This is a genomic window from Microbacterium sp. DWRC1-3 (assembly GCF_049896645.1).
GTDB lineage: Bacteria > Actinomycetota > Actinomycetes > Actinomycetales > Microbacteriaceae > Microbacterium > Microbacterium maritypicum.
Window position 1 is genome coordinate 1,967,067 of record NZ_JAFCUS010000001.1, and the last position, 18,132, is coordinate 1,985,198.

General features: G+C 69.2%; 19 protein-coding genes. 8 read left to right on the top strand and 11 right to left on the bottom strand.

Annotation, left to right across the window (positions count from 1 at the left end):
- The first annotated feature begins 24 nt into the window (after positions 1 to 24).
- The 3 genes from ACP699_RS09560 to ACP699_RS09570 are packed head-to-tail and all read left to right on the top strand — an operon-like array spanning position 25 to position 2,347.
- Positions 25 to 1,320, top strand: coding sequence for a glutamyl-tRNA reductase (locus ACP699_RS09560; protein WP_055874691.1), 1,296 nt, complete (start codon positions 25 to 27; stop codon positions 1,318 to 1,320).
- A 32-nt stretch (positions 1,321 to 1,352) separates the two neighbouring features.
- Positions 1,353 to 1,925, top strand: coding sequence for an HhH-GPD-type base excision DNA repair protein (locus ACP699_RS09565; RefSeq protein WP_218683034.1), 573 nt, complete (start codon positions 1,353 to 1,355; stop codon positions 1,923 to 1,925).
- Complete coding sequence (locus ACP699_RS09570) at positions 1,922 to 2,347, top strand: DUF1801 domain-containing protein (protein ID WP_426170791.1); 426 nt, start codon at positions 1,922 to 1,924, stop codon at positions 2,345 to 2,347. Before ACP699_RS09565 ends, ACP699_RS09570 begins: the two co-directional genes overlap by 4 nt.
- A gap of 28 nt (positions 2,348 to 2,375) precedes the next feature.
- Here the strand turns inward: ACP699_RS09570 and ACP699_RS09575 are convergent, their stop codons facing one another.
- Both ACP699_RS09575 and ACP699_RS09580 read right to left on the bottom strand, forming a co-directional pair.
- Entirely contained in the window at positions 2,376 to 2,858 is a 483-nt protein-coding gene (locus ACP699_RS09575) for a hypothetical protein (protein WP_017829554.1), read from the bottom strand.
- Between the two features lie 70 nt (positions 2,859 to 2,928).
- A complete protein-coding gene (locus tag ACP699_RS09580; RefSeq protein WP_055866205.1) occupies positions 2,929 to 4,086 on the bottom strand; it encodes an epoxide hydrolase family protein in 1,158 nt (385 codons plus the stop codon).
- 69 nt (positions 4,087 to 4,155) lie between these two features.
- On the opposite strand from ACP699_RS09580, the gene ACP699_RS09585 reads away from it, so the two are divergent.
- Positions 4,156 to 5,112: a helix-turn-helix transcriptional regulator gene (locus ACP699_RS09585; protein ID WP_426170794.1), complete on the top strand. Its 957-nt coding sequence runs from the start codon at positions 4,156 to 4,158 to the stop codon at positions 5,110 to 5,112.
- A 102-nt stretch (positions 5,113 to 5,214) separates the two neighbouring features.
- Here the strand turns inward: ACP699_RS09585 and ACP699_RS09590 are convergent, their stop codons facing one another.
- Positions 5,215 to 6,600: a glycine--tRNA ligase gene (locus tag ACP699_RS09590; protein ID WP_017829557.1), complete on the bottom strand. Its 1,386-nt coding sequence runs from the start codon at positions 6,598 to 6,600 to the stop codon at positions 5,215 to 5,217.
- Between the two features lie 117 nt (positions 6,601 to 6,717).
- On the opposite strand from ACP699_RS09590, the gene ACP699_RS09595 reads away from it, so the two are divergent.
- Positions 6,718 to 8,187, top strand: coding sequence for a peptide MFS transporter (locus tag ACP699_RS09595; RefSeq protein ID WP_426170797.1), 1,470 nt, complete (start codon positions 6,718 to 6,720; stop codon positions 8,185 to 8,187).
- A 38-nt stretch (positions 8,188 to 8,225) separates the two neighbouring features.
- Here the strand turns inward: ACP699_RS09595 and ACP699_RS09600 are convergent, their stop codons facing one another.
- Entirely contained in the window at positions 8,226 to 8,915 is a 690-nt protein-coding gene (locus tag ACP699_RS09600) for a GNAT family N-acetyltransferase (RefSeq protein ID WP_055866209.1), read from the bottom strand.
- A 50-nt stretch (positions 8,916 to 8,965) separates the two neighbouring features.
- Positions 8,966 to 9,586, bottom strand: a complete 621-nt coding sequence (locus ACP699_RS09605) for a hypothetical protein (protein WP_151485712.1) — start codon at positions 9,584 to 9,586, stop codon at positions 8,966 to 8,968.
- 90 nt (positions 9,587 to 9,676) lie between these two features.
- Here ACP699_RS09605 and ACP699_RS09610 point away from each other — a divergent pair, with 90 nt between their 5' ends.
- Positions 9,677 to 11,116, top strand: a complete 1,440-nt coding sequence (locus ACP699_RS09610; protein ID WP_082524284.1) for an MFS transporter — start codon at positions 9,677 to 9,679, stop codon at positions 11,114 to 11,116.
- Positions 11,117 to 11,131: 15 nt separating this feature from the next.
- On the opposite strand, the gene ACP699_RS09615 is transcribed toward ACP699_RS09610, so the two are convergent.
- From ACP699_RS09615 to ACP699_RS09635, 5 genes are all read right to left on the bottom strand, one after another.
- Positions 11,132 to 11,533 (bottom strand): hypothetical protein, encoded by a 402-nt coding sequence (locus ACP699_RS09615; protein WP_426170800.1) that lies wholly within the window; start codon positions 11,531 to 11,533, stop codon positions 11,132 to 11,134.
- Positions 11,534 to 11,562: 29 nt separating this feature from the next.
- Complete coding sequence (locus tag ACP699_RS09620) at positions 11,563 to 12,528, bottom strand: serine hydrolase (RefSeq protein WP_017829562.1); 966 nt, start codon at positions 12,526 to 12,528, stop codon at positions 11,563 to 11,565.
- 110 nt (positions 12,529 to 12,638) lie between these two features.
- Positions 12,639 to 14,603, bottom strand: a complete 1,965-nt coding sequence (locus ACP699_RS09625; RefSeq protein WP_426170803.1) for a M13 family metallopeptidase — start codon at positions 14,601 to 14,603, stop codon at positions 12,639 to 12,641.
- 10 nt (positions 14,604 to 14,613) lie between these two features.
- Entirely contained in the window at positions 14,614 to 15,762 is a 1,149-nt protein-coding gene (locus ACP699_RS09630) for a sensor histidine kinase (RefSeq protein ID WP_151486602.1), read from the bottom strand.
- Positions 15,763 to 15,764: 2 nt separating this feature from the next.
- Positions 15,765 to 16,463: a response regulator transcription factor gene (locus tag ACP699_RS09635; protein WP_426170805.1), complete on the bottom strand. Its 699-nt coding sequence runs from the start codon at positions 16,461 to 16,463 to the stop codon at positions 15,765 to 15,767.
- Between the two features lie 167 nt (positions 16,464 to 16,630).
- On the opposite strand from ACP699_RS09635, the gene ACP699_RS09640 reads away from it, so the two are divergent.
- Together ACP699_RS09640 and ACP699_RS09645 are read left to right on the top strand one after the other, a co-directional pair.
- Positions 16,631 to 17,077, top strand: a complete 447-nt coding sequence (locus ACP699_RS09640; protein ID WP_055866216.1) for a DM13 domain-containing protein — start codon at positions 16,631 to 16,633, stop codon at positions 17,075 to 17,077.
- On the top strand, positions 17,074 to 17,550 hold the full coding sequence (locus ACP699_RS09645) for a DoxX family membrane protein (protein ID WP_426170807.1): 477 nt from the start codon (positions 17,074 to 17,076) through the stop codon (positions 17,548 to 17,550). The genes ACP699_RS09640 and ACP699_RS09645 overlap by 4 nt, the downstream gene beginning before the upstream one ends.
- Positions 17,551 to 17,555: 5 nt before the next feature.
- Here ACP699_RS09645 and ACP699_RS09650 read toward each other — a convergent pair whose 3' ends face one another.
- Positions 17,556 to 18,107, bottom strand: coding sequence for a DUF1992 domain-containing protein (locus tag ACP699_RS09650; RefSeq protein ID WP_055874714.1), 552 nt, complete (start codon positions 18,105 to 18,107; stop codon positions 17,556 to 17,558).
- Positions 18,108 to 18,132 lie beyond the last annotated feature (25 nt).

The following is an 18,132-nucleotide window of genomic DNA, read 5'->3' on the forward strand; positions in this document are numbered from 1 at the left end:
CAGACCCTCCGGTACAATCGATGTGTGCTGCTGTGTGTGACGGCGAGTCACAAGACCGCCTCCTTCGAATTGCTCGAACGCCTGAGCCGCACCCCCGACGACGTCGCTCCCACCATCGTGGGCATGACGCCGTGCGTGCAGGGTGCGGTCGTGCTGGCGACGTGCAACCGTTTCGAGGCGTACGTGGAAATGGACGAACCGGTCACCGCCGCCGGCGCCATCGGCGTCGAAGCCGTGATCGAAGCGGTCGAATCCGCGACCGGAATCTCGGCCGCCGACCTCGACGGCGCCTACACCGTGCACTCGGGGCGCCGCGTCGCCGAGCACCTCTTCTCCGTCGCCTCCGGTCTCGAATCCGTCGTCTCCGGCGAGGGCGAGATCGCAGGGCAAGTGCGCCGCGCTCTCAAGTCCGCCCGCAAGGACGGCACCACCTCGCCCGAGCTCGAACGCCTCTTCCAGCGCGCCAGCCAGGCCCAGCGCAAGGTCAAGAACGTCACGGCCCTCGGTCGCGCCGGCCGCTCGCTCGTGCGTCTCGCGCTCGAGCTGGCAGACAGCCGCATCGCCGACTGGTCCGCCGAACGCGTGCTGCTGGTCGGCACCGGTGCCTACGCCGCGGTCACCCTCGCCACGCTCCGCGAACGCGGTGCCGTGAACATCTCGGTGTACTCGCCTTCCGGCCGCGCCGAGGTGTTCGCCGCGAAGCACGGCATCCGTCCGATCGCCGCCGACGAGTACGCCCGCACCGCGGCACGGTCGAGCCTGCTCATCACCTGCACCACGGCGACGGAGCCCGTGCTCGGCCCCGAGCACCTGCAGCTGCCGACCGGCCCCGCCGCGGCGGGCTGCCCCGTCGGCGCACACCGTCAGCTCGTCGTCGACCTGGGCATGCCGCGAAACGTCGACCCCGCCATCGCCGGCCTCGAGGGTGTGGCCCTGCTCGACCTCGAGACCATCCGCCTGCACGCGCCGCTCGAAGAGCTGCAGGCGACGGATGCCGCGCGCAGCGTGGTCCGGGAAGCCGCTGAGACCTTCCACGTCGTGGGCGCCCGCCAGAGCGTCACGCCGTCGGTGGTGGCGCTGCGGTCGCACATCTTCGAGCTCCTGGAACGCGAGATCGACCGTGCCCGCGCGCGCGGCGACGAGGACGGCAAGGTCGAGCAGGCTCTGCGTCACCTCTCCGGCGTGCTCCTGCACACCCCGACCGTGCGCGCCCACGAGCTCGCCGCGGCCGGCCGTGCCGACGAGTTCACCGCGGCGCTCGCCGCCCTGTACGGCATCGCCCCCGAAGCCGACGCTGCAGACGACGCCGCGACCGCCTGACACGCTCCGTTCACCGGTGGCACACTGGAGGCATGGCCCTTCACATCACCGGAGACACCGCCGCCGACGAGCTGCTGACCGACAATCCGCTGGCCCTGCTGGTGGGGATGCTCCTCGACCAGCAGGTTCCGATGGAGACCGCGTTCGCCGGTCCGCTCAAGATCGAGCAGCGCACCGGCGCGACCGACGCCGCGACGATCGCCCACATGGCACCGGACGAGTTCCTCGAGGCCTTCAAGCAGACCCCCGCGGTGCACCGGTTCCCCGGGTCCATGGCGACGCGCGTGCAGACGCTGTGCCAGACCCTCGTCGACGACTGGGACGGCGATGCCGCAGCCCTGTGGACCGAGGGGGACCCGTCGGGGCCCGAGGTGCTGAAGCGACTGAAGGCCCTCCCCGGCTTCGGCGAGCAGAAGGCGAAGATCTTCCTCGCCCTCCTCGGCAAGCAATACGGTTTCACGGGCGAAGGCTGGCGCGAGGCATCCGCTCCCTACGGCGAGGACGGCTCGTACCGCAGCGTCGCCGACATCGTCTCGCCCGACTCGCTCGCGAAGGTGCGCGAGCACAAGAAGGCGATGAAGGCCGCGGCGAAGGCCCCGAAGTGAAGCCCACGGGGGACGACGTCGCCGGGCTCATCGCCCGCTCCTCCCCCGCCGTGCGCCGCAGGGACGCCGAGACGCTGACCGCGCTCATGCAGGAGGTCACCGGACGCGAACCGCAGACGTGGGGCACGATCATCGGGTTCGGCTCCTGCCACTACCGCTACCCGACAGGGACCGAAGGCGACAGCGGACTGCTCGGCTTCGCTCCACGCAAGGCCGCGACCACGATCTATCTGCTCGACGGGGTCGGCGCGCACACCGAAGCCCTGGCGAAGCTCGGACCGCACACCACGGGCGTCGGGTGCCTCTACATCAAGGACCTGGAGCAGATCGACCTCGACGTGCTGCGCGGCATCCTGGAACGCTCACTCGCCTGGGTCGAGGCGGGCGGCACCGCCGAGGTGCAGCTCACCGTCACGGGCTGACGCGCGAGACCCCTCTCCGCGTACCCGCTCAGCGCAGGACCTCGACGAGCGCCACCCACGACACCACCACGGCCGAGACGATCGCGAGCAGACAGCCCGCCGCCGCGAGGTACAGCCCGGCCGGATGCCCGATCCACACCAGCACGCCCGCGGCGAGATAGGCGAAGATCGGCAGGAAGCCGACCAGGTACTTGAGCGGACGGGCGCGATCCTCGGGGCTCGGATCGGTCGCGATGAGGCGCGTCGCGTGCACCTGGAACACGGCAGCCAGCAGCGACGCGACGACGGCGGCCGCGCCGAACCAGGGGCCGTCGATGTCGGGGATCAACCCCAGCGCCGACACCGCGAGCGCCAGGAGCAGGGCGGCGATCCCGGCGAGGAGCCGTGCTGTCAGAGTGCGGGACTTGACGATCTCGGCGATGTTCACACTCGCGGCGACGATCACGAGTCCGGCGAGCGCGGCCGTCGCCCCCGCCATCGCGACGTTGAACTCGCTCCACGGCTCGAACATGCCGACATGCTAGACCCACCCGTGCGACGGACGCACGGGTGGGTCTGGGCAGCAGAGTGGGGTTCGACAGTCAGCGGACGTCGGCGAAGAACGCCCGGATGTCGTCGGCGAGCAGGTCGGGACGCTCCAGAGCGGCGAAGTGCCCGCCCTCATCGAAGCGGCTCCAGTGCACGATGTTCGCGTTGTCGCGCTCGGCGAAGACCCGGATCGTCTGGAAGTCGTCCGCGAACACGGCGACCCCCGTGCGTGCGGCGTTGATCCGCGGCCCGGCATCCTCGGCGGCGTCGGCCGCGGCGTCGGCCCTGGCGTTCTCCAGATAGCTGCGGTTCATGCCGGATGCCGCGTTCGCGAACCAGTTCACACTCACCTCGAGCAGGATCTTCTCCAGCGGAACCAGAGAGGTGCCGTTGCCGAACGAGTTGAACAGCTCGCTGTAGGCGAGCAGCCCGACCGGGGAATCGCTGATCCCGACCGACACGGTCTGCGGGCGCGAAGAGTTCATCGTGTTGTACCCGCCGACCGACTGGAACCACTGCATGTGCTCGAGGCCGGCGTAGTCCGCGGGCTCGAGCTTCTCGAACTCGGCCGGGTCGCCCGAGGGGAACGAGAACAGCTGCAGCACGTGCAGTCCGAGGAAGCCCGCAGGCTCGAGCAGGCCCAGCTCACGCGCGACCATGGCGCCGTTGTCCGAGCCGTGGATGCCGTAGCTGTCGTAGCCGAGCCCGCGCATCAGACGGTCATAGGCCGCCGCGACCCGCGCCGTTGTCCACCCGGCAGAGGCGAGCGGCTGCGAGAAGCCGTAGCCCGGAGCATCCGGGATCACGACGTCGAACGCGTCTTCGGCACGGCCGCCGTGCGCGACGGGGTCGACGAGGCGATCGATCACGTCGAGGTAGTCGACCGACGAACCGGGGTAGGTGTGCGCGAGCAGCAGCGGCGTCGCACCCTCGTGAGCCGAGCGCACGTGGAGGAAGTGGATCGTCTGGCCGTCGATCTCGGTGGTGAAGTGCGGGACGGCGTTGATCCGCTCCTGGGCTGCGGCCCAGTCGAACTCGCGCCAGGCGGCGACGGCCTCGCGGAGGTAGGAGTTGGGAGTGCCGGCATCCCAGTCATCCGTCGGCGACGGCTGCGGAAGGCGGGTGCGGGCGAGGCGATCCTGGAGATCGGCCACCTCGGCGGCGGAGACCGAGACGGTGAAGGGGCGGAAGGCGAGCGTCGTGTTATCCATATGTCGAAGGTACGAGGGCATTAGGTTAGATTCGTTCCTAATGGATGCCTGACTTTTCGAGGAGTTCCGATGGCCGATCCGACCGCACGACTGCTCGCACTGCTGGCTCTGCTGCAGACCGGCCCCGAGCGCTCGGGAAGCGACCTCGCCGCCCGGCTCGGCGTCTCCTCCCGCACGGTGCGGCACGACGTCGAGCGGCTGCGCGACCTCGGCTACCCCGTCGACGCCACGCGAGGATCCGTCGGCGGCTACCGCCTCGGCGCCGGTGGCAAGCTCCCTCCGCTGCTGCTCGACGATGAGGAAGCCGTGGCCGTCACCGTGGGCCTGCGGGCCGCAGCCGGGATCGCCGGCGTCGAGGAGGCCGGAGCACGGGCGCTCGCCAAGCTCGAACAGGTATTGCCATCGCACCTGCGCCCCACGGTCGATGCGCTCCGCTCGAGCGTCGACCGCGCCCCGGAGAACAACGACACCGACGCCCCGGACCCCGAGGTCGACGCCGCGTCACTGCAGGCCATCGCACGTGCGATCCGCGACGAGGAGTGGCTGCGCTTCGACTACGAGGGCGCACCCGTGCTGGTCGAGCCGTACCGACTGCTCACCTGGGTGCGGCGCTGGTACCTGGTCGCACGCGATCCGCAGACCGACGAATGGGGCACGTACCGGGTCGACTGGATGCAGCTGCGGATGCCGACGCGACGCTCCTTCACGCCGCAGCCGCTGCCCGGGGGTGACTACACGGCCTTCGCCATGCGGACCATCGCCGTGAGCGGGTGGATCGTGCATGCCCGGCTGCGCATCGACGCGCCGGCTGAGGCTGTACTCGACCGGATCCACGCTGCGGTCGGGATCGTCGAGCCGGTCGACGACGAGCACTGCATCCTCGTCACGGGTGCGGACAGCCTCGACACCGTCGCCGCCTACATCGGCATGCTGATGATGGACTTCACGGTCGAGAGCCCACCCGAGCTGCTCCCCCGCCTGCAGCTGCTCTCCGAGCGCTACGCGCGCGCCGTGGCGAGATCATGAGACGCGTCGAAACCCACACTCCCCGTCGAGACCCACTCCCACACCCGCTGACCACGATGGGTCTCGGCGATGAGGATGGGTCTCGACGATGACTGAGGGTGCTCAGGCGCCGCGCAGGCGCTCCGCGAGGTACGCGTGCAACTCGTCGATCGAGACGCGCTCCTGCGCCATGGTGTCGCGGTCGCGCACCGTGACGGCACGGTCGTCGAGCGAGTCGAAGTCGACCGTGACGCAGAACGGGGTGCCGATCTCGTCCTGGCGACGGTAGCGGCGGCCGATCGCCCCCGCGTCGTCGAAGTCGACGGCCCAGGAGCTGCGGAGCGTGTCGGCGACCTCGCGAGCGAGAGGCGAGAGGTTCTCGTTGCGCGACAGCGGCAGCACGGCGGCCTTGACCGGAGCGAGGCGCGGGTCGAGCTTGAGCACGGTGCGCACGTCGGTGCCGCCCTTGGCGTTGGGCACCTGCTCCTCGCGGTACGCGTCGACGAGGAACGCCATCATCGCGCGCGTGAGACCGAACGACGGCTCGATCACGTACGGGGTGTAGCGCTCGCCGGTGGCCTGGTCGAAGTACGTCAGGCTCTGGCCGGACGCTTCGCTGTGGCTGGAGAGGTCGTAGTCGGTGCGGTTGGCGACGCCCATGAGCTCGCCCCACTCCTTGCCCGCGAAGCCGAACTTGTACTCGACGTCGATCGTGCCGGCCGAGTAGTGCGCGCGGTCGTCTTCCGGAACGTCGAACTGGCGCATGTTCTCGGGGTCGATGCCCAGGTCGATGAACCAGTTCCAGCACGCCTCGACCCAGTGCTCGAACCACTCCTGCGCCTCGGCGGGCGGCGTGAAGAACTCGATCTCCATCTGCTCGAACTCGCGGGTGCGGAAGATGAAGTTACCCGGCGTGATCTCATTGCGGAACGCCTTGCCGACCTGGCCGATGCCGAACGGCGGCTTCTTGCGGCTGGCGGTGAGCACGTTCGAGAAGTTCACGAAGATGCCCTGCGCGGTCTCGGGGCGCAGGAAGTAGAGGCCCGACTCGTCATCGACGACGCCGAGGTAGGTCTTCACCAGACCGGAGAAGGCCTTGGGCTCGGTGTACTGCCCCTTGGTGCCGCAGTTCGGGCAGGGGATGTCGGCGAGCCCGTTCTCGGCCTTGCGGCCCTTGCGCGCCTCGAAGTCCTCGATCAGGTTGTCGGCGCGGAAGCGCTTGTGGCACTGCAGGCACTCGACCAGCGGGTCGGTGAAGGTCGCGACGTGACCCGAGGCCTCCCAGACGCGCTTGGGCAGGATGATGCTGGAGTCGAGCCCCACCATGTCGCCGCGGCCGCGCACGAACGTCTGCCACCACTGGCGGCGGATGTTCTCCTTGAGTTCGGTGCCGAGGGGGCCGTAGTCCCAGGCCGACCGGGAACCGCCGTAGATCTCACCCGCTTGGAACACGAACCCGCGGTGGCGGGCGAGGGCGATGACCTTGTCGAGGCGGGACTGTTCGGCCATGGTGGCTCCAATGGTCGGATGCGGGAGGAAAAACCCGTGAACACGGGCACCTCATTCTATCCGTGGTTCCCGCGCGCTCCCTGGCCTCGACGGCTGCGTCAGAGTACCGTCCTTGGGATGAGCACTGCAGCGCGAACACCGCGGACCCGCGACGACGACACCCGTTTCTTCGGGCAACCGTGGGCCCTGGTGCACATCTTCGGCGTGGAGATGTGGGAGCGCTTCAGCTTCTACGGCATGCAGGGCATCCTGCTCATCTACCTGTACTACTCGGTCACACAGGGCGGCCTCGGCATCCCCGAGGCGGTCGCGGGCGGCATCGTCGGTGCCTACGGGGGCTCGGTCTACCTGTCGACGATCCTCGGCGCCTGGCTTGCCGACCGACTGTTCGGCTCCGAGCGGGTGCTGTTCGTCAGCGCGATGGTGATCGTGGCCGGTCACCTGGCTCTCGCGTTCCTGCCCGGCGCCGTCGGGGTGGGCGTCGGTCTGGTGCTGGTCGCATTGGGCTCCGGCGGACTCAAGGCGAACGCGACCTCGGTCGTCGGCAGCCTCTACAGCGCGGAAGATCCCCGGCGGGATGCCGGCTTCTCGCTCTTCTACCTGGGCATCAACCTCGGTGCGTTCCTCGGACCGATCCTCACCGGCATCCTGCAGTCGTCTCTCGGATTCCACTACGGCTTCGGGCTCGCCGCCATCGGCATGACCCTGGGACTCATCCAGTACTCGTTCGGCCGCAAGGCCCTTCCCGCCTCGGCACGGGAGGTGCCCAACCCGCTTCCGAAGTCCCGCTACGGCCTGGTCGGGCTCATCGCCGGCGCCGCGATCGTGGCCATCGCCGTCCTGGTGCTCATCGGTGTGATCCGCGCAGACAATCTGGCCACCCTGGTGATCGTCGTCACGATCGTCGCCGCGGTCGCGTACTTCTCGGTGATCCTCGGCAGCCGTCGCATCGATGCCACCGAACGATCGCGGGTGTGGGCCTTCCTGCCGCTGTTCATCACCAGCGTCGCGTTCTGGTCGCTGTACCAGCAGCAGTTCACGGTGCTGACGATCTACTCGGACCAGCGCCTGGATCGGAATCTGTTCGGATGGGAGATGCCGGTGTCCTGGGTGCAGTCGATCAACCCGGTGTTCATCATCATCCTGTCCGGCGTCTTCGCGGCGATCTGGACCCGCTTGGGAAAGCGTCAGCCCTCGACGCCCGTGAAGTTCGCTCTGGCGGCGATCATCATGGGATCGGCGTTCCTGCTCTTCCTGCCGTTCGCCGGCGGAGGGGCGAACTCCACGCCACTGCTGGCCATCGTCGGGATCCTCTTCGTGTTCACGGTCGCCGAGCTGCTCATCTCGCCGGTCGGCCTGTCGGCTGCCACCAAGCTCGCACCGACGGTGTTCCGCACGCAGATGGTCGCGCTCTTCTTCCTGTCGATCGCGCTCGGCACCGCCATCTCGGGCGAGCTCGTCCGGTTCTACGATCCGACCGACGAGGTGCCGTTCTTCTCGATCCTCGGGGGCATCGCCATCGTGGTCGGCATCGGACTGCTGCTGAGCGTCAAGCCCGTGTTGAAGCTCATGCGCGGAGTTCGCTGAGCACACGGGCCACGAGAGTCACGCCGTGAAGAGCGTGCTCACGCGGTGAAGAGGTAGCCCCGCGCGGTGTCGTAACCGGCGATGCGCAACCCGCTGCCGAGCAGGCCCTCCATCTGCGCCCGCAGACGCAGACGCCACTCGTGGGCGGCTGCCGGGTCGGACTCGCGCAGCGCCTCGATGTCGGCGGGGATGGCCAGGGTCTCCACGACCGCGTCGTCGGCCGGGGGCTTGGCGATGTCGGCGAGCGCCCACTCGACATCGAGTCGGTCGCTCTCATCGCCCGCGTCGCCGCCGCCGAAGATGCCGTAGCGGTTCACCGAGTAGCCGGTCGCGCGGGCGCCCAGCACGGTGAAGAAGAAGTGGGCGTTGCGTGCCACGAGCGGATCGAAGACCCACGTGATGCGACCGACGTCTCGGGAGAAGGCCCACTGCCGCTGGTGCTCCTTGAGCTCGCGACCCCAGCCGCGACCGCGGTACTCGGGCAGCAGCGCGGTGATGTGGGAGTGCATCGCACGGCGGGCGGGCTCGCCGAAGAACGCGATCGACGCGCCGACCATGCGCTCCTCGTCGCCCTCGCCGTCGAAGAAGCCGACGACGTAGTTGCCCGACTGCTGCAGGGCGCGCAGGGTTCCGGCATCCACCACGCGCTGCGGACCCCGGATGGAGTCGAGCAGGCCCTGGGCGTCGAGGATGAGTTCAACGGTGTCGAGGTCACGGATGGTTCGCACGCACCCAGTCTGCCCCTCCTCGGCCCGTTCGAGGAATCGGAACCTCGATGTCACCGCATCGGGAACGCCTCTCCCCCACCCGCGGCGAGCGCCTCGGCGACGATGCGAATGTGCTCCTCGGCCATCTCCTGCGGGATCGGCGGCAGGATCCCGTCCCAGAACGACAGCACTGCACCTCGCCCTTGCATCATGCCGGCGGGGCGTCCCATCGCCCACAGGTGCAGATGCGCCGAGCCGTCGTTCCACCGCCCGAAGTGACACCGCGCGACACCGGGGACGCTCTTGACCGCCTGCGAGACCCGCTGCATCAGGGGCCCGAGCGCCGCGAGCACCTCGACCGGCGCGTTCTCGAGCAGCCAATGCTCACGCGGGGCGATCGCGCCGATGAACGGCAGCCCACCGATCTCCCACCCCGCGCGCACCTGCCAGTGCTCGTCGTGCCAGATCGTGAACTCGCTCGGGGCGCAGGGTCCGCATTCGGCCGGGTCCTGCTCGCCGCCGCGGGGCTTCTCCGGCACCAGCATCGGTTCGAGCGGTCGCATCGTGATCGTCTCGAAGGCCCACGGCAGTCCCTCGGCGACGGCAGAGGCGTCGAGTGCCTCGCCGATCGGGAGCCTGCGGTGGAACGCGGAATCGGCGGGATGCTGGTCGATCGTGGCGTCTTCGCTCATCTCCCCATGCAATCACGGACCGCGTGCCGCCGGGTCGATCGAGCCCGGGTGTTCGACCCCGTGACACTCGATCGCCGATAGCCTGAGTCGGTGGGTGCGAGCGAGGACAGAGCCAGGAAACGTCTCTCCCGGACCCCACCCAAGTGGGCGATCGTCGCCGTGCTCGCCTTCGCGGGCCTGTGCTCCTCGTTCATGTTCACGCTCGTCGTCCCGCTGCAGGCCGAGCTCCCGCAGCTGCTGAACGCCTCCCGCGAGGACACCACCTGGGTCGTCACCATCACGCTGCTCGTCGCCGCCGTCGCCACCCCCATCTCGGGCCGGCTGGGCGATATGTACGGCAAGCGCCGGGTCGTGATCGCGCTGCTCGCGATCCTGATCCTCGGCTCCGTGATCGCTGCGGTCTCCGGTTCGATCGTCGGAGTCATCATCGGTCGCGCACTCCAGGGTGCGGTGACGGGGGTCGTCCCGCTCGGCATCGCCATCATGCGCGACGTACTGCCTCCGGAACGGCTCGGCACCGCCGTGGCCCTCATGAGCGCGACCATGGGTGTCGGCGGAGCGATCGGCATGCCGGTCGCCGCCCTCCTCGCCCAGAACGCCGACTGGCACATGCTGTTCTGGCTCGCGGCAGCCCTCGGCGTCGTCGGCCTCGTCCTCGTGCTGGCGGTGATCCCCGAAGACGTGCTGCGCTCCCCAGGCCGCCTCGACGTGATCGGCGCCATCGGCCTCGCGATCGGCCTCACCGGCGTCCTGCTCTTCGTCTCCCGAGGTGCGCAGTGGGGCTGGACCTCGCCGCTGACGCTCGCCTGCATCCTCGGCGGACTCGCGGTGCTGCTGGTGTGGGGCTGGTATCAGCTGCGCACCAAGGATCCTCTGCTCGACCTCCGGGTCGCCGCGCGACCCGCCGTGCTCTTCACGAACATCGCTGCGATCGGCATGGGATTCGCGCTCTTCGCCTCGAACGTCACGTTCCCGCAGCTGCTCGAAGCTCCGTCGATCGGCGGGGGCTTCGGCCTCGACATGGTCGCCGCGTCGCTCGTGATCATGCCTGCGGGCCTCGTGATGATGGTGATCTCGCCGCTCTCCGGCTGGCTGGAGCGCACCGTGGGTCCGCGCCCCCTGTTCACGGTCGGCGCCACCGCGATCGTGCTCGCCTACGTCTTCGTGCTGCTGTGGTCTTCCGAGGTGTGGCACGTCCTCGTCGCGAACCTGCTGATCGGCGTGGGCATCGGGTTCACGTTCGCCGCGATGCCCATGATCATCATGCGCTCGGTTCCGGCCAACGAGACCGGCGCATCGAACGGCCTGAACGCGCTGTTCCGCTCGATCGGAACGTCGGGAGCCTCGGCCGTGATGGGCGGCGTGCTCGCCGCGATGAGCATCGACATCGACGGCGTGGCCGTGCCCACCAGGGCCGCTTTCGAGGTGTGCTTCTGGCTCGCGATCGCCGCCGGGGTGATCGCGATGGTGCTGTCGCTGTTCATCCCGAAGCAGCGCGCGTCCGAGCAGCATCCGTCGCTGCCGGGGTGAGGACGCCTCGCGCGTTCAGCGGGAGATCGTGCGCGGGTCGGGGTCGTCGTCGCGCGGTGTGCGCAGCCGGTCAGGGATCGGCCACGCCAGGATGAACTGCGCCGTCGCAGGCCGCGTCATGTCGCCGAAGTCGTCGATCTTGACGACGATCCGCCCTGGCACGCCGTCTTCGTCGGGCGTCACCTCGAGGATGCGCACCCGCAAGGGGCGCTCGTCCTCGCCCTCCAGCATCCACGGATCGGCGAGCCAGGCGATCCCGTGCTCGTCCAGCGCCGCTTCGGCTTCGAGCCACTCCGTCGCTGCGGTGACGGGCCGCCCGAGCACATCGACGCCGACCCAGTCGTCGCCGGCGGGGTGGATCCATCCGAGCAGTTCGCCGTCGTCGCGGCGGTGCGGGGTCCAGTCAGGTCGTGGCATCCCTCGATGCTAGCGACGTGACGACGGCGTCAGTGCGTGTATTCCATGAGCTCGACGCCGAGCACCCGGAAGGCGTCGTGCGCACGCAGGCGGTGCGTGATCGAGAGATCGTCGAAGCACACGATGAGCGAGTAGGCGACGCCGGCGCGGGGCCCGGCCAGCACACCAGCCTCGGCCCGAACCCCGCGATCGCGGCCGGTCTTGTTCACGAACAGCAGGCCGTGGGCATCGTGATCGTGCGCGAACGGATCGAGACCCGTGGATGCCGCGACCAGGCTCAGGTCCTGATTCAGGCTCAACCACTCCGACACCTGTGCGCTGACGGCGGCATCGACCACCTGCGAGTTCACGAGGGCGGAGAAAAGTCCGGCGAGCTCGCGTGCGGATCCCACGGCCACCTGCGGGGCGTCGTCAGGACCACGGCGGTCGCGGAAGCGGTCGAGAAGGGCCGTGCGGCGCAGACCCAGCGACTCGATGCGCTCGCGCACCCGGTCGTGGCCGACCTTGTGAAGCAGAGCGTTCACCGCGATGGGATCCCCCGCGGTCGCCGCCATCACGGCGAGGTCTTCCAATGGCAGGGCCGGTGCGTGCAGATGCCGCCACAGGCCCGAGGTCTCCACCGGCTCGAGGCTCTCGCGTTCGACGATCTCGAACGGATCGAGAGCACCGCTCTGGAAGCCGGCAGCCACCTCGATCAGCAGAGGCACCACTCCGAGACCCGCGATCGGCATCGTGACATGGTCGTCGCCGGCGAGCACGTGCACATGGTTGTCGAGGTCGACGACGTGCACCGAGACCTGCGCCCCGGAGTCGACCAGGCCCTCCAGCGAACGCAGCGTGGCGGTGAACGACCGGCGTCCGGCAGCGGCGCGTCGGGGAAGCCGGCGACTGGTGCGCTGCGAGCGGCGACCCGCACCGGAGGCCTCCTGGGCAGCGCCGAGAGACTCGGGGGCCGAGGAGTTTCGGAGACCTTCACCAGGCTCGAGAGCGCCCACGCTGATCCTTAGGGGGGTGGATGTGCGGGATACCGAGGGGAGACGCTCCCCAGCGGCAGGGCTATCGTAACCCCACCGCCGGGGGACGGTTCACAGAGTGTGACGATTGGTCACCAGATGGTCACTCGCGACGCCGCAGGCAGCCAGAGGGCGTCGTTCTCGCTCACACCGAACGCCTCGTAGAACGCGTCGATGTTGCGAACGATCTGGTTGCAGCGGAACTCGTTCGGCGAGTGCGGGTCGATCGTCAGCAGGCGCAGCGTCTCGGCGTCACGACTCTTCTGCTGCCACACCTGCGCCCACGAGAGCAGCAGGCGCTGCACGCCCGTGTATCCATCGATCACCGGGGCCTCCGCGCCGCCGAGCGAGAGCTCATAGGCCTTGAGCGCGATCCCGAGGCCGCCGAGGTCGCCGATGTTCTCACCGATCGTGAGCGCGCCGTTCACGTGGTGCTCGGCGTCGAGGCCCTCGGGCACCAGCGCATCGTACTGGGCGATCAGCGCCTTGGTGCGCTCCTCGAACGCCGACCGGTCGGCATCCGTCCACCAGTCCTGCAGGCGTCCGTCGCCGTCGTAGCGGCTGCCCTGGTCGTCGAAGCCGTGGCCGATCTCGTGGCCGATGACCGCACCGATGCCGCCGTAGTTCGCCGCCGCGTCACGACCGGCGTCGAAGAACGGGTACTGCAGGATCGCCGCGGGGAACACGATCTCGTTCATGGACGGGTTGTAGTACGCGTTGACCATCTGCGGCGGCATGTGCCACTCGGTGCGGTCGATGGGCGTGCCTACCTTGTCGATGTTGCGGTCGTGCTCGAAGATCGAGGCGCGGCGCACGTTGCCGAACAGGTCGGCCCTGTCGATCTCGAGGCTCGAATAGTCGCGCCAGACCTCGGGGTGCCCGATCTTCGGGGTGAAGGAGTCGAGCTTGGCGAGTGCGCGCTCGCGGGTCTCGGCCGTCATCCACTCCAGCTCGGTGATGCTCTGCCGGTACGCCTCGATGAGGTGGGCGACCAGCTCGTCCATCGCGGCCTTCGCCGTCGGCGGGTAGTGGCGCTCGACGTACACCTTGCCGATCGCCTCTCCGAGCGCACCCTCGGTGAGCGAGACGCCGCGCTTCCAGCGCTCGCGGATGGTGGGGACGCCGGTGAGCTCGGTGCCGTAGAACGAGAAGTTCTCCTGCACGAGGTCGTCGGTCAGGTACGGGGCCGCGGCGTGCACGGCCTTGGCGCGCAGCCACGCCTTCCAGTCGTCCAGGCGCTCGGGGGTCAGCAGCGAGCCGAGGCCTTCGAAGAAGCTGGGCTGCGAGACGACGACCTCGTCGAAGGCCGCGGGGTTCGACGGCGAGACCGCCTCTCGCCACGGAGTCAGGTCGATGCCGGCGAGCGCCTGCAGCTCTTCCCACGTGTTGAGGTTGTACGTCGCCACCGCATCGCGGCTGCGCACGTTGTCCCAGTGATGACCGGCGAGCTCGGTCTCGAGCGCGATCGCACGGTCGGCGTTCACGGCGGCATCGGCCACGCCCGCGAGGCCGAGCAGACGCTCGAGGTGCGCACGGTACGCGGCCCGGGTGTCGGCGAAGGTGTCGAGACGGAAGTAGCTCTCGTCGGGCAGCGACAGACCGGCCTGCACGAGCACCGGAACATAGCGCTCGGGGTCGCCGGGATCGCCGTCGACGTACAGGCCGATGATCGACGCACGGCCGTCGCGGTCGTAGGCGCCCACCGTGCGCAGGAACGTCGGAACGTCGGCGATCGCATCGATCTCGGCGAGCGTGTCGGCAAGCGGCGCGACGCCGGCGGCATCGATGCGCGCGGTGTCCATGAAGCTCGCGAACAGGTCGCCGATCTTGCGGGCGAGAGTGCCCTCCGGGGCATCCTGCGACTCCTCGATGATCGCGCGCACGTCTTTCTCTGCCTGCTCGGCGAGAAGATGGAACGAGCCCCAGCGCGCCTTGTCGCCCGGGATCTCGGTGCGGGCGAGCCAGGCGCCGTTCACGTGACGATAGAGGTCGTCCTGCGGGCGGATGTCGGAGCTGAACTCATCAAGGGCGAGGCCCACGGGAAGAACGTCAGTCATGCTCCCCAGCCTATGACCCGCCTCCCCCGGACGGCAGGAGCACGTTCATGCGGAACCCCTCATCGGTGCGCTCGGCGAACACCTCCCCGCCGTGAGCACGTGCGAGACCGCGCGCGATCGACAGCCCGAGGCCCGCGCCGGAGGCCACCCCGTCGCGATCGGTCGGAGCCGTGCGCGCCGCATCCTCGCGCCAGCCGACGTCGAACATGCGGTCCAGATCCTCCACCGCGACCCCGGCGCCGTGATCGAGGATGCCGAGCACGAGACGGTTCCGGTCGATCTCGGTGGCCGAGATGACGATCTCCGTGCCGCGTGGGGCGTGCCGGATCGCATTGGTCAGCAGGTTCACGATGATCCGTCCGAGCTGATGCGGATCCGCCCACAGCACGTGCGCGCCCACCCCGCGCTCGACGATGCGCACGCCGTGGCGGGCGGCGGCGGCCGCGACATCGGCGACGGCATCCGAGACCACATCGAGCAGGTCGACCTGCTGCGTCTGCAGCTGCACCGCTCCGGAGGTCAACGTGGACAGCTCGAACAGGTCGTCGACCATGCGGCTCATGGTGTCGACCTGCACCCGAACCTGCCCCGCGAAGCGCTCAGGGGCATCGGCAGCCCCCTCCTCGATCGACTCGGCGAGCGCGCGTACCGCCGTCAACGGAGTGCGCAGATCGTGTGATATCCAGGCGAAGAACCGCCGCCGCGCCGAGTCCAGCCGCTCCAGTTCGGCACTCGCGGCGTCCACCTTCCCCGACACCTCGGCCAGCTGCGCCGACAGGTCGTCCAGCTCGCGGGATCCGCCCTGCTCGGCGACGATCACGCCGCCGCGGCCGACCTCGTCGAGCGATGCGGACAGGCGATCGAACGACGACCGCATCGCCCTGGCCACGACCCAGGCCGTCGCGAGGCCCAGGATGAGGGACACCGCGATCACGGCGAGGAGCACGGTCAGGTCATGCGTGGAGATGTACATCTCCAGCGAGATCGCGACGACGGATGCCGCCATCGCGACGACACCCGCGCTCGCGACCAGCATCAGCTGCGCACGGAACGACCGGCGGCGCAGAACCCGCAGCAGGACGAGGGTGAGCGCCGCGACGCACGCGGCGACGAGCAGGCACGTCAGCACGATCAGCAGCACGTCGGCTGCGGAGAGCATGATCACGAGCGGTCCCCCTCCGCCGAGAATCGATAGCCGACGCCCCATTGCGTGCGCAGGTGGATGGGGTCTCGAGGATCTACCTCGATCTTCTCCCGCAGCCGGCGCACGTGCACGGTGATCGTCGAGGCCTCACCGAAGCTCCACCCCCAGGCCTCACGGAGGATCTCGTCGCGCCCGAGCGGACGCCCCTGGTTGCGCACCAGGAAGTGCAGCAGGTCGTACTCGCGCGCGGTGAGGGGGACCTCCTCCTGGCGCACCCAGACCCGACGCCGGAGGGGATCGATCACGAAGACGCCGGCCCGCACCTCGCCGACCGAGGCCTGCACCACCTGCGAGCGGCGCACGAGCGCCCCGACCCGCAGGAGAAGCTCCCGCAGCGAGAACGGCTTCGCGAGGTAGTCGTCGACGCCGAACTCGAAGCCCTCGATGCGGTCATCCACCTGCCCGAGCGCGGTGAGCATCATGATGGGCACGTCGGAGAACGAGCGCAGATCGCGGCACAGCTCGTCGCCGCTGATGCCGGGCAGCATTCGATCGACGATCACCACATCGGGGACGGTGTCACGCAGCGCCGTGCGCGCCGAGACCCCGTCACCGAAGCTGGAGACCGCGTAGCCGTTGGCCCGCAGGTACGCCCCCACCGCCTCCCTGACGGTGGGGTCGTCTTCGACCACGACGACCTCGGTTGCCTCCTGCATGGGGTCGACACTAGTCGCGCGATCCGCGCCATCGTGCGGTTCCTTACGGTCCCGAAAGGTCTTCCCCGCGGCGCTCGTCTCGTTCGTAGCGTTCTTCGAAGTGCGATCCGCCGCGGCATCCGTCGTCGCGGCCACACCGTCGCACACACAGTGAACAGGAGAACCTCATGCGCAAGATCGCTCTCGCCGCCACAGCGGCCCTCACCCTCGCCCTCGCCCTGTCGGCGTGCAGCTCGCCCGCAGCGACCGAGGACACCACGCCCTCCTCGTCGGCGTCGCAGAGCGCGGACTCGGGTGCCGCGATGACGATGACAGAGAAGACCGGGGCGTTCATGGGCCTGAACGAGAAGACGGTGTCCGGCACCGTCACCGTGACCGACGACGAGATCACCCTGTCCGGCTTCTCGTCCGACGAGGGTCCCGATCTGCACGTCTATCTCACCGACGGCACCGATGAGGCCGCCGTCTCCGCCGGCATGCTCGTCGACGCCGTCTCGTTCGACACCGCCACGCAGACCTTCACGCTCGACGGTGTCGACACCTCGAAGTACTCGTATGTCGTGATCCACTGCGACAAGGCGAAGGCCGTGTTCGGAGCAGCCGAGCTCTCATGACCGGATCGCGACCCGCAGGCGCCCTGGCCCTGTCGCTGCTCGACGGCGGGGCCAGGGTGGCGGTCGGGGTGCTCTGGATGATCGAGGGCTTCCTGAAGTACCGCGCCGGATTCGGGGCGGCCGACATCGAGTTGGTGGCGCAGAGCACGGAGGGGAACCCTCGGGTGCCGTGGTTCTTCGAGCCGCTCGGGTCAGTCATGGGGACGGCGCCGGCCCTGTTCGGTGTGGTGATGCCCGCTCTCGAGGTCGTTCTCGGAGTGCTGCTGGTCGCGGGATCGCTGACCAGGATCGCGGCCTTCGTGTCGATCGGGACGCTGATGCTCTATTGGAGCGCCGATCAGCTGATCGCGCAGTATCCGGCGATGGTCGTGCTCTCCGCGGTCGTCCTCCTCCTGCCCGGTTCGGGACGGTTCGGGATGGACGGATGGTTTCGTGCACGTCGGTCGCGAGCGACCGGGCGGAGACCCGGGTGAATCCGTCAGCTGCGGCGCCGCACGCGGAAGCGTCGGCGTCGCGGCTGCTCGGCGGGGGCGGCCTTCGGCCGCGCCGCCCGACGCTCCGCCCAGGCGGCCACCTCGGCGTCGACGTCGCGGGGTGACGTGACGACGGGCGGACCGCCCTGAAGCTGTCGGCGCGCTTCCCGCACACGCCGGTTGAAGTCTTCGACGACGGTGCGCACATCCGACTCGCGACCGAGCAGATCGAGCTGGTCGTTCAGTTCCCGGTCTTCCGTGCGCAGCAGGATCGCCGGGGGCCCGAGACCGGTCAGGTTCTCGGTCTCGATCTTCCGGCGGATCCACCAGTCGGGGTCGTGGTGGGTGCCGAGTCCTTCGAGGGGCTTGCCCGCGCCGGGCAGGTCGTCGAACTCTCCGCGGCGGATCGCCACCTGGATGGCCGTCTCGATGAACGCGGCACGATCGACGGCCGCAGCGATCCCCGGCGGCGTACCCGACTCCTCGTCACCGTCGGCGCTCTCACCGTTCTGCCTGCTCGCGAGATACCGCGCCGCCGCGTCTCGGGGATCCGTCATGAGGCACCTCCGTGCATCCGAGCTC

Excerpts from the sequence above, each read along its gene's own strand:
- ACP699_RS09580 (WP_055866205.1), bottom strand. The coding sequence starts at position 4,086 with ATGGATAACACGACGCTCGCCTTCCGCCCCTTCACCGTCTCGGTCTCC.
- ACP699_RS09635 (WP_426170805.1), bottom strand. The coding sequence starts at position 16,463 with ATGCAGGAGGCAACCGAGGTCGTCGTGGTCGAAGACGACCCCACCGTC.
- ACP699_RS09575 (WP_017829554.1), bottom strand. The coding sequence starts at position 2,858 with ATGTTCGAGCCGTGGAGCGAGTTCAACGTCGCGATGGCGGGGGCGACG.
- ACP699_RS09645 (WP_426170807.1), top strand. The coding sequence starts at position 17,074 with ATGACCGGATCGCGACCCGCAGGCGCCCTGGCCCTGTCGCTGCTCGAC.
- ACP699_RS09625 (WP_426170803.1), bottom strand. The coding sequence starts at position 14,603 with ATGACTGACGTTCTTCCCGTGGGCCTCGCCCTTGATGAGTTCAGCTCC.
- ACP699_RS09640 (WP_055866216.1), top strand. The coding sequence starts at position 16,631 with ATGCGCAAGATCGCTCTCGCCGCCACAGCGGCCCTCACCCTCGCCCTC.
- ACP699_RS09585 (WP_426170794.1), top strand. The coding sequence starts at position 4,156 with ATGGCCGATCCGACCGCACGACTGCTCGCACTGCTGGCTCTGCTGCAG.
- ACP699_RS09605 (WP_151485712.1), bottom strand. The coding sequence starts at position 9,586 with ATGAGCGAAGACGCCACGATCGACCAGCATCCCGCCGATTCCGCGTTC.
- ACP699_RS09565 (WP_218683034.1), top strand. The coding sequence starts at position 1,353 with ATGGCCCTTCACATCACCGGAGACACCGCCGCCGACGAGCTGCTGACC.
- ACP699_RS09595 (WP_426170797.1), top strand. The coding sequence starts at position 6,718 with ATGAGCACTGCAGCGCGAACACCGCGGACCCGCGACGACGACACCCGT.
- ACP699_RS09650 (WP_055874714.1), bottom strand. The coding sequence starts at position 18,107 with ATGACGGATCCCCGAGACGCGGCGGCGCGGTATCTCGCGAGCAGGCAG.
- ACP699_RS09615 (WP_426170800.1), bottom strand. The coding sequence starts at position 11,533 with ATGCCACGACCTGACTGGACCCCGCACCGCCGCGACGACGGCGAACTG.
- ACP699_RS09630 (WP_151486602.1), bottom strand. The coding sequence starts at position 15,762 with ATGCTCTCCGCAGCCGACGTGCTGCTGATCGTGCTGACGTGCCTGCTC.
- ACP699_RS09590 (WP_017829557.1), bottom strand. The coding sequence starts at position 6,600 with ATGGCCGAACAGTCCCGCCTCGACAAGGTCATCGCCCTCGCCCGCCAC.